This window comes from Nocardia sp. NPDC004278, from assembly GCF_053602975.1.
This window is the reverse complement of sequence record NZ_JBSGEQ010000046.1, coordinates 1-13,385: the sequence shown is the minus strand read 5'-3', so window position 1 is coordinate 13,385 and position 13,385 is coordinate 1. Positions and strand designations below refer to the sequence as shown.

The 13,385-nt window shown below is 64.4% G+C and carries 11 protein-coding genes and 1 pseudogene; 5 read left to right on the top strand and 7 right to left on the bottom strand.

Annotated elements, in window-relative coordinates; genetic code table 11:
* Nucleotides 1-62 precede the first annotated feature (62 nt).
* Nucleotides 63-758 carry an SDR family NAD(P)-dependent oxidoreductase gene (locus tag ACWEO2_RS39095; protein ID WP_452409971.1) on the top strand — a complete coding sequence of 232 codons (696 nt, stop codon included), beginning with the start codon at nt 63-65 and terminating at the stop codon, nt 756-758.
* A gap of 82 nt (nt 759-840) precedes the next feature.
* Here the strand turns inward: ACWEO2_RS39095 and ACWEO2_RS39090 are convergent, their stop codons facing one another.
* From ACWEO2_RS39090 to ACWEO2_RS39070, 5 genes are all read right to left on the bottom strand, one after another.
* A complete protein-coding gene (locus ACWEO2_RS39090; RefSeq protein ID WP_452409970.1) occupies nt 841-2,118 on the bottom strand; it encodes an ATP-binding protein in 1,278 nt (425 codons plus the stop codon).
* A 583-nt stretch (nt 2,119-2,701) separates the two neighbouring features.
* Nucleotides 2,702-3,325, bottom strand: a complete 624-nt coding sequence (locus ACWEO2_RS39085; RefSeq protein ID WP_452409969.1) for a TetR/AcrR family transcriptional regulator — start codon at nt 3,323-3,325, stop codon at nt 2,702-2,704.
* Nucleotides 3,326-3,474: 149 nt separating this feature from the next.
* Complete coding sequence (locus ACWEO2_RS39080; protein ID WP_452409968.1) at nt 3,475-5,085, bottom strand: GMC family oxidoreductase; 1,611 nt, start codon at nt 5,083-5,085, stop codon at nt 3,475-3,477.
* Nucleotides 5,086-5,505: 420 nt separating this feature from the next.
* Nucleotides 5,506-6,444, bottom strand: a complete 939-nt coding sequence (locus tag ACWEO2_RS39075; protein WP_452409967.1) for a dihydrodipicolinate synthase family protein — start codon at nt 6,442-6,444, stop codon at nt 5,506-5,508.
* Between the two features lie 83 nt (nt 6,445-6,527).
* On the bottom strand, nt 6,528-7,265 hold the full coding sequence (locus ACWEO2_RS39070) for an SDR family NAD(P)-dependent oxidoreductase (protein ID WP_452409966.1): 738 nt from the start codon (nt 7,263-7,265) through the stop codon (nt 6,528-6,530).
* 557 nt (nt 7,266-7,822) lie between these two features.
* On the opposite strand from ACWEO2_RS39070, the gene ACWEO2_RS39065 reads away from it, so the two are divergent.
* Nucleotides 7,823-8,518, top strand: a complete 696-nt coding sequence (locus tag ACWEO2_RS39065) for a GntR family transcriptional regulator (protein WP_452409965.1) — start codon at nt 7,823-7,825, stop codon at nt 8,516-8,518.
* Between the two features lie 171 nt (nt 8,519-8,689).
* On the opposite strand, the gene ACWEO2_RS39060 is transcribed toward ACWEO2_RS39065, so the two are convergent.
* Nucleotides 8,690-9,901, bottom strand: a complete 1,212-nt coding sequence (locus tag ACWEO2_RS39060; protein ID WP_452409964.1) for a pyridoxal phosphate-dependent aminotransferase — start codon at nt 9,899-9,901, stop codon at nt 8,690-8,692.
* 38 nt (nt 9,902-9,939) lie between these two features.
* The gene (locus ACWEO2_RS39055; protein WP_452409963.1) at nt 9,940-10,722 is read right to left on the bottom strand and encodes an SDR family oxidoreductase; all 783 of its coding nucleotides are present in this window, start codon (nt 10,720-10,722) and stop codon (nt 9,940-9,942) included.
* A 442-nt stretch (nt 10,723-11,164) separates the two neighbouring features.
* Between ACWEO2_RS39055 and ACWEO2_RS39050 the strand changes: the two genes are divergently transcribed.
* From ACWEO2_RS39050 to ACWEO2_RS39040, 3 genes and pseudogenes are all read left to right on the top strand, one after another.
* Entirely contained in the window at nt 11,165-12,244 is a 1,080-nt protein-coding gene (locus ACWEO2_RS39050) for a CHAP domain-containing protein (RefSeq protein ID WP_452409962.1), read from the top strand.
* 285 nt (nt 12,245-12,529) lie between these two features.
* On the top strand, nt 12,530-12,847 hold the full coding sequence (locus tag ACWEO2_RS39045) for a GYD domain-containing protein (protein WP_355181947.1): 318 nt from the start codon (nt 12,530-12,532) through the stop codon (nt 12,845-12,847).
* 356 nt (nt 12,848-13,203) lie between these two features.
* Nucleotides 13,204-13,385: pseudogene (locus ACWEO2_RS39040) on the top strand (amino acid permease); the annotation flags it as partial.

Below are 13,385 nucleotides of genomic sequence, written 5' to 3'. Positions count from 1 at the left end.
GTATCGGCATGTAGTCTAGTCGCAACGTTGCGTCTAGACTAAAGAACCCTGTAGGAGTGAATGTGTCCACCACGTCCGACCGCCGAGCTCTCATCATCGGTGCCTCTCGCGGGCTGGGGCTCGTCCTGGCCAACGAACTCGCTCGACGCGGCTGGCGAGTCATCGCCACGACGCGCCGCGGCGGCGGCGAGCTGCAGGCGAATGCCGATGCCTCGCACGGACGGCTAGAGGTCGAATCGTTGGAGATGACAAGCTCCGTCCAGCTGGCCGAGCTGGCCGAGCGCCTGGCCGGCCGTCGGTTCGATCTGCTTTTCGTCAACGCTGCAATCGACCGAGGCAATCTACCGATCAGCGAGGTCTCGACCGATATGTTCACCGAAGTGATGACCACCAACGCGTTGAGCCCGCTGCGCACCCTCGAGGCCCTGCGCGGACTCGTCGAGCCCGGCGGGACCGTCGCGGTCATGTCCTCTGAGCAGGGCAGCATCTCGCGAAACACCGAGGACGGCTTTGAGCTCTACAAGGCCAGCAAGGCCGCGCTCAACCAGCTGATGCGCAGTTACGCCACCCGCCATGCCGACGACGGTCAGACCAAGCTGCTCATCGACCCCGGCCACAATCGGACCCGGCTCGGCGGACCCGACGCGCCCCTCACACCCCGCGAGAGCATCCCTGCCGTCGCTGACGTCCTCGAAGCGCAGGCCGGCGCCCCCGGCCTGCAATTCCTCGATCGCCACGGGGAGACAGTCCCGTGGTAGAGCTCCCGGCGCCCCGACCTGCCGGACCGCCGTCTTCTCATCGGCGTCGGATGACCGCGAGCCTGAACTGAGGCGGCGGGTCTCAGAGTCTGGTGTAGTTCGCTTGGTCGTGTTCGAACGCCGTCAGGATGTCCGGTGTCAAGGTCAGGCGGGTGTTGGCAGTGGCGGTGAGGTAGTCCGCGAGGTTGGCGGGTTCGTTCGTCTTCTCGCGCATCGCGCGTTCGAACGCCGATTGCGCACCGGCACGGGCGGCGTACTCGATGTCGGCGGGGGTGAAGTGGGCGGTAGCGCGCACCAGATGGTCGAGGTCGATGTGTTCGGCGACGGGGCCGAGGTAGCGCCGCCAGATCGCCGCGCGGGCCGGTTCGTCGGGTGGACCGACCGGTATCACGTAGTCGAAGCGGCCCGGCCGCAGGAACGCCGAGTCCAGCGAACGAACCGAGTTGGTGGCGCAGATCAGCAGGCGGCTGTAATCCTCCCGGAATGCCGGAATCAGCTTGAGCAGCTCGTTCGTTACTCCGTGCGCCGCGCTGGTCGCCGTCCCCTCGCGGGCGCCCGCGATCTCCTCCACCTCGTCGATGAACAATAGAAGTTCGTCGAGTTCGGCCAAGTCCGCGAATACCTCACGCAAGGACGCCGCGAGCCCGCCGCTTGCCGTCGCGGCCAACCGAGACGGGAACAACTCGACGAACGGCCACCCCAGTCTCGACGCGACCGCTTTCGCGAAACTGGTCTTTCCGGTGCCCGGCGGACCGAACAGAATCACGCTCTTGGGCGGCCGAACCCGATAGCGCTCCGCGACATCCGGGTTCGCCAACGGCAACACGATCCGTTGTTCGATGATTTCTTTCTCCCGGTCCATCCCGCCCATCGACTGCCACAACCCGGGTGGCAGCAGCCGCCCACCCAGCTCGGTCAGCAAAGAAGACTGCGCGGGCGCCAACGGTTCCAGCAGTTCGTAGTAGACCAAACCCGTCCTGCGCAGATATCCGGAATTCTCGAACGCGACCGACCCGATGGCATCTTGCGGGAGGAGCGTGCAGATCCGCCGCACCCCATTCGACCGCAGCCGCCGCTCCAGTTCGGCAAGCAGCGCACTACCGATACCGCGCCGCCGCCACTGCGTACCCAGCGCCACCAACAGGACCCAGGCGCGCTCGTTCTGGATCTGGGCAACCGCCATTCCGACGATTTCTTCGCCGACCTCGGCCACCACCGCTGGCTGCCCTGCTCGCGCGGACGCCAGCACCTCCGCCAACGCGAACACCGGCTCCTCGCCGATCGCCCGGCTCTGTTCCCAGATCTCGATTGCCTGATCCAGATCATCGTCGCGGAATTCACGCAGTCGCCATACCGGCATACGCACCTCGAACTGCCATTGGAGGGTGGGCCAACTGAGACGCTCTTTCAGTAAACACCCACAGCAGGTGTGAGCAAGCCGGGTCGCAAACCTCAGGCAAATGCAGATCGGCGAGATGAAAATCCGCACCACCGGCGGCACAAGGCGCCATGACCGATGTTGTGGGGTGGCCACCGGACGGGGCGTTTCCGCCGTCGCCGCACAGGCCGCGCTCTTCTACCCGTGGCCGGGCCTGGCATTCGTTCCGATTCGCGACGCGCCGATCTGCCGGTGGGCGCTGGTGTGGCGCACGGCCGCCGAAAGCCCACTGATCCGGGCCTTTTCCCAAGCTTTAGCCGACACCGGCGATCTTGCGCGACACGATGTTTGCGCGCACCGGATCGCCGACAACCGCGGAGCAATAGGCCCGCACCGGATCTGTCGTCCCCGGATCCGGCTACTTCGGGGCGTTGTAGATGGCTCGGATGCACTCGTGCAGGGAGAACCCCGCACCAGTGCCACATGCCGACGTGCACGGGTGGCGGCGTCGTGTCATCGGGTGATGTCGCCGGTCCGGTTCGGCGTGCATTCGCCCTCGAGCTGGTCAGTCGTGGGTGGCGTCGGTTGCATCTGGTTCAGCAAGAGCGTCGAACATCGTCATGACGAGGTTGACCACGTCGCGAGGAGTGAGGTTCTGTTCGCCGTCGATCCACATGGTGAGCCATTCGTCGGCGGCAGCGACCATGCCGACCGACAGCAACAGCTGGTCCTTTGCTGAGCGAGTTTTCGATGGTGGTAGCAAGCTGGCGACTAGTTCGGCGAGTTTGTGTAGCCCCTCCTGCCGGCACTTTCGTGAGACCGGGCCGCCGGCGGCAGCTTCCCGCAATTTGATTCGAGCTCGTCCCGGATCCCCTTCCAGGGATCGAACCAGCGCGGCGATCATCGCGCGGGCTCCTCTGTCCGATGAACCACTCTCGGCGTCGATTGCGGCACGGCACGCGGTGATCTCTTCTTCGATGAGTTGGGAATACACTGCGGCCAGCAGTGAGTCGAGGTCGGGAAAGCTCTCAGCAAAGTAGCGGTCTCGCAGCTCGGCTCGGCGAAGCACCGCGCGGATCGACGTCCCGGCATAGCCGTGTTCGCCGAACAGCTCGAAACCGGCGTCGATCAAGCGTTGGCGCCGCTCGGCGGTGCGCTCGGCCGCAGTTTTCCCGTCGTAGTCTCTCATCGGTGTCTCCATACTCACTCGGCAAGATGTGCGGAGCCGCGAAGCTACGGCTGATGACGTGTCCGCCGACGTTGGTTACATCATTTGAAAAGTAGCAGCACTCACCATCTGATGTCAGTTGCATCAGATGGTGAGCGGACTCGGGCTGGTTACGCTGCCGTGGCTGTCGTGATGAGATCTGCCGCCTTGGCGCCGATGAGGATGCTCGGCGCGTTCGTGTGGCCGCGGATGATGGTCGGCATGACGGAGGCGTCAGCGACGCGCAGTCCCCGCACCCCGCGAACTTCCAATTCCGGTGTGACCACGCTGTCGGCATCGCTGCCCATCCGACAGGTGCCCACGGGGTGGTAGATGCTGTGGGATTCGCTCTCGAGTGAGCGTTCGAGGGTGGCTTCGCTGGTGTCGGTGGCGCCGACCGGGCGCGCCATCGTGCCGAGCACGGTGCTCAATGCCGGTGCGTGGGCGATCCTCGCGCAGATCCGCAGACCTTCCATCATCGCGGCGCGGTCAGCTCCGTCACTGTCGGACAAATACCGGGGATCGATGATCGGTTTTGCTTTCGGGTCCGACGAGGCCAAGGTGATGTGCCCGGTGCTGTGTGGTTTGACGAGAATCGATCCGAGGGACACCGCGTCGTGTCCATACGGTTCACCGAGTCCGGCGTCGAAGAAGGGGCCGGGCCCGAAGAACAGCTCCAGGTCGGGCAGCCTCAGGCGTGGGTCGCTGCGGACGAATCCGTAGGCCTCGGGAGCCGGAGAAGTGAGCATGCCGCGGCGTCGGATCAGATAATCAGCGATGTGCAACGGTCGTCCGGCCCGGACCAGCGTCGGCTCGTTCACGTCGAATCCGAGCACCGACACCAAGTGATCGCAGAGGTTTCGGCCTACTTGCGGAGCGTGGTGCAGTGTGTCGATGCCAAGGCGCGCCAGCTGGCGATGGTCCCCGATACCGGAAAGCATCAGCAGCTGCGGCGAATTCACCGTGCCCGCCGACAGGATCACTTCGCGGCTGACGCGAATGAATTGGATTCGGCCGTCTTTTTCGAACTCCACTCCAACGGCCTGTTTGTTGACGAACCTCACGCGGGTGACCGTGGCGTCGGTAATGAGGGTGACGTTTTCCCGTCGTATGGCGGGCCGCAGGTAGGCATCAGCCGTGCTCCATCGGGCGCCTCGATGCTGGGTGACGACCGTTTGGGTGAACCCGCTCGGCTGCGGAAGGTTGGCGCGCTCGGTCGAATAGCCCGACTGTCGAGCCGCCTGTAGCCAGGCCGCAGTGAGACGATTAGGGCTGCGCTGATGTGAGACGTGCATCCGCCCGCCGACGCCCTCATCGGGTTCGCGCGCAGCCTGGACATCCTCGATCGCGCGGAAGTATCCGACGATATTGTTGAACGACCACTGTTCACCAGCATGCTGCGCCCATTCGTCGTAGTCGGCCGCAAACCCGCGCACCCACATCATCGCGTTCATCGAAGACGAGCCGCCCAGGGTTTTACCGCGCGGCCAATGGATCCGTCGCCCGTCCAACTCGGACTGCGGCTCGGTCGAATAGTTCCAATCGACGTCACTGCCGAACAGCTGCAACCAGGTGACCGGCATGTGAATACGCCGGTCGGTGTCTTTTCCACCGGCCTCCAACACCACGACCCGATTGCGGGAGTTGGCGCTGAGCCGTTCTGTGATGATCGAGCCAGCCGATCCGGTACCGACGACAACATAGTCGGCGACGATCGAGGTTTCGGCATGCTGGTCGTTCATGTCATTTCACTCCTTCGTTGGTGGCAGTGGTCGCGCATCATGCGCCGGCCATACGACGCCGTTGTCCTTCCCGATGCGGGTCGGGCGCGTCTCCACTCGTGCCGCTGTAAACACCTCCGACTGGGTGGAGCCCAGCCCGGCGACGTTGTGACCCGCCGGTCCTGGGGCCGCCGACATAGACGCCTGTCGGTTCATGTAGTCAGCCTACGTCCATCTGAGAGCAGATACAATCAGATGACAGATGCTCCCACATTGAATTCACGGGGAATGGGCGCACGAGTTCTGCGGCCAAGAGCGCAAGGGAGTCGCACCCAGCGCGTTGCGCGCGCTGGCCAGCCTCTCGCTGGCACTGCTCTGGCACCGCCGTGTAGCGCGAGAACGTCCATGTCACCAACTGCCCGGTGAACGAGGCTCCGACGCTCAGCCGAGCTGCGCGCGGCCGTCGTAGCGAGCTGTCCTGGCGAGCAGGTAGTCGACTTCGGCCCGGGCTCGCTCGCTGAGCGCTGTGGACGGACGGCGTTGTGCGGCGCTGGCGAGAATGCCGCGCCGCGCCAGGACATACTTGCGCACGGCGAGCCCAACGCCGGGCTGTTGCTCGTAGCGGATCAGCGGCAGGTGGGCATCGAACAGATCGTGGGCGGCGTCGCGGTCTCCCGCGGCAGTCAGTCGCACGACGTCGACCAGGAGCTCCGGAAAGCAGTAGCCGGTCATGGCGCCGTCGGCGCCGCGTTCGGTTTCGAAATCCAGGAACAGCCCGCCATTGCCGCACAGGATGGAAATATGCGGCATCGATCCGTTTGCCTCGAAGCCGCGCAATGCCGTGATCTTCTCGAGGCCCGGCCAGTCCTCGTGTTTGAGCATCACACAGCTCGGGTGGTCGGCGACGATGCGCCGGATCACCGCGGGGGTCATCTGAACCGAGAAGGTGAGTGGGTAGTCCTGGATGACGAACGGCACGTCGGCGCCGATCGCTTCGACCGTGTCGGCGTAGTAGTTGACGATCTGGTCGTCGGTGCGCAGCGACGGGGGTGGCGCGACCATGACGCCAGCGGCCCCCGCGTCCATCGCCGCCGAGCTCACCCAACGCATCGACGCGAATCCCGGTGCCGAGACTCCGACCACGACCGGAAACTGCGCCCGTTTCACGACGCGGCGCACAATCCCCAGGGCTTCGTCTTGATCCAGCTTGGGGGCCTCGCCGAGCTGGCCGAGGATCGTGGTTCCGTTCGCGCCGATTTCGGCATAGAAGTCGATCAGGCGGTCCAGCGAGGTTTGGTCGACCGCGCCGTCATCGGTGAAGGGGGTGGGAGCCATGGTGTAGACACCGCTGGCTTCCCGGGACAACGTTGTTTTCGTCATTTGATGTGTACTTTCTGCAGGGAGTTCGCCTCCGGCCAACGCGCCGAAGGTCTGCGATGAACCGTGTGACCTGATCCGATACATCACCGCAGATACGAAGCACCGTTCACATCGAGAACGGCGCCCGAACTCCATGCCGCCTCCGGTGCGGCGAGATAGCGCACGGCTGCGGCGATCTCGGCAGGTTCGGCTACTCGGTGGAAGGGGCTTTGTGCGCGCACCTCGTCGGTGACCCGATCCGCCACCCGTTCGGTGGCAACGAACCCTGGTGCAACGGAGGCCACCACAATCCCGTAGGGCGCCAATGATATTGCCAGCGATTGCCCCATTGCCTGCACCGCGGACTTCGTCGCGCCATAGGCGGGATGGTCGGGTTCGCCGCGAAACGCGCCGCGCGAGCCCACATTGACGATGCGTCCGGAGACGCCACGCTCGATCATGTGCCGCGCCACCCCATAGGAGACGTTGGCGGTGCCGAGCAGATTGACGTCCACTGTCCGGCGCCAAACCTGCTGCCACTGTTCATAATCGGTCGACGGCAGCGGATGCGGCAGATTGACCGCCGCGTTGTTGACCAAGACGTCGATCCCTCCGAGCCCAGCCACGGACGCGTCGACGATCGCCGCGGCATCCGCCGGATTCGCGATATCTCCGCAGACCAGGACATGCCCGTCGCCGGGCAGCCCGCGCAGCGTCGCCTCTGCATCGGAGCGACGCGACGAGTAATGCACCGCAACCCGATCGCCGACCTCCGCGAACGCAGCCGCCACCGCTCGTCCGATTCCTCGGGATGCGCCAGTTACCAATACACCGCGGCTCACTCACCAACTCCATTCATTCTTCTCGCCGGTGTGCGCCAATAGCGGCGTACCGTCACCCGGCAGACCAGTCGGATACTGTCCATATATCGTATATCAACCCGTGAGTATCGGAGACATCCGAAAGAAGCACCAGTTCACCGCGCTGAAGAGCCTCTGATCGAGTAGCTCGAAGAGATCGCAAGGGCGCTGTCCATCCAGCGATGGAATATGACATCCCGACGCGGCATGCTAGCGCCGCATCCAGCTAGCTCCTGCCGTATCCAGCCCCGGGCCGGGGTCTGTCGAACGTCGTCGAATGGTGGTCGCGCAGGGCCGTATTCGACCGCCATACGACTGCCGTCGGCGAGCAGTCGGAGTGGGTAGCGCAGCAATTTATCTGGACGGGGCAGTAGGCGAAACGGGCACCGGAATCCGTAGTCCGACCGCCGCTACCAACGGCACGGCACTCCGATACGCCGCGGCGGACCGACCCGCCGTGACAGCAGGTGCCGCGCGTCTGCCCTGAACGGCGCACGCCATCTTGGTTCGCGGTCGATATCTCAGATACCATCACGGCAATGAACGCATCGCCGCTCCCCTTCATTGATCGGCCGGAAAACCTGACCGATCGGGTACTTCACGCGATTCGGGACAGCATCGTCAGCGGGGCGTTGGCCGCCGGAAGCCGGGTCAGCGAGGCGCAGGTGGCGTCGATGCTGAATGTCAGCAAGACGCCCGTCCGCGAAGCGTTGCTCCGACTGCGGCATGTCGGTCTTGTCGAACCGTGTGAGCGTGGGCTGCGAGTTGTCCGCCCGTCGATCCGAGGCATTCGCGATGCCTATGAGTTCCGCGCTGGGATCGAACGCAGTTCGAGCTTCTACGCCGCCAATCGCGCGGACGCGCAGGCGCGGGAACAGTTCGTGATGCTGGCACACAAGTCCGTGAAGGCCGCCGAGGCGCACGATGCCACGACCTTCCGCGGCCACGACCGGTCGTTTCATCGCGCCATCGCGCAGGCGAGCGGGAATTCGGTGCTCGCCGAGGCCGTCGACGATTCACTCGTACTGACCTCGGTTCTCCGAGAGCGCGACGTTCCGCCCTCGCAGGACTCGATCAACTGCGCCCATGAGCACGTCGCGATTGCGCAGGCGATTCTCGCCGGGCAGGCCGAAAAGGCGGGGGAGCTGATGTCGGAGCACGTGTTGCACGTGATGGCGATCGTGCTCGCCGCGCGGCCGGTGGCAGACGACGGCCAGCCGGAGCTCAACCCCTGAGCATCAGCCACAGCGCGAACAGCACAGGCCGTCGGCGAATCCGGCATGTGCTGTTCGGTTGCCCAATCCAGTGCCCCGAATAGCGGCGGTTATTCCTTCGGTGGGTCGGATCACCGAGCGTCGGCTGTGTTGCGGCCTGAAGAAGAACAGCTATGTGGTCTGCTTCTCGGCTCAACCTGACCGACTGCCGCCGCGGTCGGCCATTGCGGTGATGACTCGGGTCAAACCTTCGCGGAGGTCTTCGATGCCGCAGGCGTAGGAGATTCGTAGCGCGTGCTTGCCGCTGTCCGCCCCGAAAGCGGTACCGGGCACGACCGCGACGCGGTGTTCTTCGAGCAGCTCCCACGCGATCTCGTCGGATGGCCCGAGCCGTTCGGGGTAGGAGAGGTACAGGTAGAACGTCCCGTGTGGCTGACCGGGTGACAGCAGATTCTGCTGCGTGAGCAGATCCAGCGCCGCACTGCGACGGCGCTCGAATTCCTGGCGCATCGCTTCTCGGTCGGCGTCGGCTTCCTCGAGTGCGGCGGCGGCGCCGAGCTGGGCGAACGTTGTCGGGCAGATGGTGGTGAACTGGCGGATCCGCAATGCGGGTCGGATCAGTTCCGGCGGCCCCGCCAGCCACCCCAGACGCCAGCCGTCCATGGCATAGGCCTTGGCGAACCCGCCGACGACCAATGTGCGGTGCCGCAGGCCGCCGAGCGATGCGGGGGAGACGTGCCGATGGCCGGTGTAGACGAGCTCGCCGTAGATCTCATCCGACAGCAGCAGGGCACGCGTATTGTGCAGAGCTTCGCCGATCTGCGCCAACCGCTCCGGATCCGTCACGGCGCCGGTCGGGTTGTGTGGCGTGCACAACACCACCATGCGGGTCCGCGGGGTGATAACGGATGCCAGCTCATCGGGGTCCACCTGATAGCCGTTCTCCGCACGCAGTGGCAGCAATACCGGGGTGGCCCCGGCCAACCGCACGCAGGCGACATAGGCCGACCATGCCGGAACCGGAACCACGACCTCGTCGCCTGGCCCGCAGAACGCCATCATGGCGAGGAAGACCGCCTCGTTGGCGCCGATCGTCACCAGCAGCTCGTCCTCCGGGCGGTAGCGCAGACCGTGTCGGCGGCCGAGATACCGTGACAGCGCCTCGCGGAGCTCCAGCAGTCCGGAGTTGGGGCCGTAGTGGACCTTGCCATCCGCGATCGCTTGGATCGCGTGCTGCTTTGCGACGTCGGGTGTATCGAAGTCCGGGCGTCCGATTTCCAAGTGGATAACGCGTTCCCCGGTGCGTTCCAATTCGCTGGCACGATCGAAGATCGCGCGAATCGAAGAGGGGGTGATCTCGGCGAGTCGTGCCGCTGGCCGGGCGAGATCGAGTGCGGCGTTCATTCGGTTGACGGTTCCTTTCGATGCAGCACCGTTGCGATTCACACGGAAGCGATCAGGCCGCCGTCGACGCGAATCATGCTGCCGGTGATGTAGCTGGCCCGTTGGCTGGCCAGGAAGGCAACCAAGTCCGCGTACTCCGACGGGCGGCCGTAGCGGCCGACCGGGATCGAGGCGACACTCTCGGCCGCGACGTCTTCGACCGACCGGCCCTCGCGAGTGGCCTTGGCCGTGTCGAGTTGGGTGATTCGGGCAGTCGCGATCCGGCCCGGAATGATGATGTTGCTCGTGATGCCGTAGGGGCCGACCTCACGCGCCAGGGTTTTGTTCCAGCCCACCAATGTGGAGCGAAGCGCGTTCGAGAGTCCGAGGTTGGGGATCGGGGCAACGACGCCGCTGGACGTACTGGTGATGATGCGACCCCAGCCACGTTCACGCATACCCGGTACGACGGCGTCGACGATCCCGATGACCGAGAGCACCATCGCTTCGAAGTGCTCCGACCAGGCCGACCGGCGCTGGCCGGAGATCGCGGTCGGCGGCGGGCCGCCGGTCATATTGACAACAATGTCGATCGGTCCGAGCTTGTCCTCGACAGCGGCGATGTTGTCCGGGATGGAATCGAGATCGCTCAGGTCCCACTGAACGGCTGCGGTATCGGTTTGCGCGCCGACTCGCTCAGTGGCCGCGTCCAACGCCTGCTTGTTGATGTCGGCGAGACCGATCTTGGCGCCTTCGGCAGCGAGTGCGTCGGCGATCGCGCCGCCGAGTCCGCCGCCAGCGCCGAACACTAGCGCCACCTTGTCCTGAAGTTCGAGATCCACCAATTGCTCCTGGAAGTTGAGACCAGCGGCTGTTGCGAGATATCGTATCTCATTGCTCGTACCGCGCAAGAGCCCTCTGAACAGCGGTTTTCTCCTATATATGGTCAATGTCTTCGGCGCCACTGTGAGATACGAGATATTGTCGATCGCAACATTGATGAGCGCAACTGGGTCTTCAGCGAACCGATCTTTCGACGGTTCGTCGGTGACTCGGTGCCCATTCGTCCGGAATCCAGGTCTCGTTGCACGTCGCGCCAAGGCATGCGATAACACGTGACCGATGCCGCCCGACGAAGCCATCGGTAGCAAGTGAGGGTGGTGACCGAAACCGTCCCCAATTCTGGGAATGGATAATACTCGAATCGCGTATGTCCCTGGCGCGTAGAGGATTACGGATGGCGCTGTTCGTGAGTTCGCGGCTGAGAAATGATCGGGGGCTGCGATGAGCCCGACCGTTGATCACTATCGAATCATCCCGTCGCTGACCGTTCCCGGTTACGCATCGGACACGCTCAAAGGCATCGTCAGTGCCACTCACGCGGCGGTTCAGGCCAATGTCGACAACCTTGGCGCGGGCACGCCGTCCAGGGCTCCGAAATTCGTGAAACTGTTGCGGGACAAGAATCTCATCGACGATAAGAACCAGTCGATCGCGACGACCAGCCACAATGAAACCGTCTCCGCGCTGAACGACATCAAAGCCTCGATGGAAGACAATGACGAAGGCGTCGACAGCTCGACCTACGGAACCTACTCCGTGGCGGGCGACGCATACGACGACATCGAGAAAGCGGTCAAGCGACTCCAAGGCGCCATCGAAGACGCAGAGAAGACGCCCGGACCGAGCATCGATAGGATTACGGGCAATCAGTACTGGCCGGAATCGGTGGAGGGCCCACTACGGACCGCATGTGCCTCCACCGCTGCAACGGTGGAGCAGCGGATGCGCGATGCCGCGACCGATATCCAGCGGCATGCTTACCACATCAACAACTCCGCACCCGACAACCCGACGAGCAGCTACTACGGCGGGACCACGAGGGCGTTGACAACCGCGTGGTCGGGTCACAGCTATGTGCCGCCCGCCGATGCCAGCACCATCGACAACATCAAGGGATTCGCCGAGGCGGAACTCGGCGTCACCGAAACCGGAACCAACCACGTGAACCGGCCGTACAACATCGATGACGCATGGTGTGCGTCCTTCGCCACCTGGGTCTGGGAACAATCCAAGATCCACGTGGACTGGAGCAATAAGAACTACGTGCCCAGCGTCTGGTCCGACGCCGTGGGCAAAGGCTGGGCCGACAGCAGCATGGCGAATGCCCGCCCCGGCGACCTCGTCGTCTTCGCTGGCCAAAGTCACATCGGTGTGGTGGTGGCCCGCAACGGCAACACCATCACCACCATCGAAGGCAACTCCGGCGACGCCGTGCGCCAGCACACCTACGACATCTCCAGCGGAAGATTCACCGGCGTCGTGCACCCGCCTGCCAGTTCGAAGACTGCGGTCGCCGTGTAACCGGTAGGCGCCGGAGTCGGTCCCACGCCCTCGCGTCGGGGCGGGCGGCAAGCGGTTCACCGAGGCGGGCGCATTTGCATCGGAAGGCCGTCTGGACGAATCATGATCCACTTGGGGAGCCGCTGCGGTGCGCGCGACTTGTCCGCATGAATGTCAGTTGCGGCATCACCACTGTTACGTTGCTGCATCATTGCTGGGACGCTGTTCCTACGTTGCCGCCCGGCGGTCGGCGAGACCGTAGGGTCGTCTCGCCGAGATCGTTCTGCGAGAAGGAGGCGACTGGACATGTCGAAGTACCTGTGGCGGGTCGGCTACTCACCGGAGGGGGCGCGCGGTTTGCTCGCGCAGGGCGGCAGCGCGCGCCGAGCGGCCATCACCGAAATGGTCGAGAGTGTGGGCGGCCATGTGGACGTCTGCTATTTCGCTTTCGGTGAGGACGACCTGTTCGTAATCGGTGATGTCCCGGACGAGGTTTCGGCCGCGGCACTCGCCATCCGCACGGCTGCTTCCGGTGCGGCGATATCGCACACCGTGGCGCTGCTGACCCCTGAGCAGGTCGACGAAGCCGTCACTCGGGAGGTCACGTATCGGCCGCCGGTCTAGGCTCGGCTTTTTCACGCCCGGCGCATCCTGCGCCGGGCTGTGGTGGCCGAGGTGCAGCAAGCCGGTGTCGTTGACAACGAAATACTTTTATGCCCAACGGATTTGGGTGTGGTCCGGGTCTTGGGTGGCTTTCGTGTCGGCATGGCAGTGGTTGCGCTGCTGGCCGCCCGCAGCCCTATTCGCGTTGCGCGGCCGGCGTTTTGGTCGGGCCGCTGACGTCGGTGGCAAAGCCGCGCCAGTCTCTGCGCCTGGGAAATGGGGTCTCACCTGGGCAAATTCACACCTCTATTGATCGTGCCAATATTCGACGGTACATTGATTGACGATTTATTCCCGTCACCGGAGGAGACCAACCGATGGCGACAGTTCGTCCCGATCCCGAGTTGTCGGCGCCCGCTGACGCGCTGCACGTCGAGGATGCGGGCTATCACAAGGCGTTGCGGCCGCGCCAGCTGCAGATGATCGCGATCGGCGGCGCGATCGGAACCGGACTGTTCCTGGGTGCGGGTGGTCGGTTGCACACGGCCGGTCCCGGACT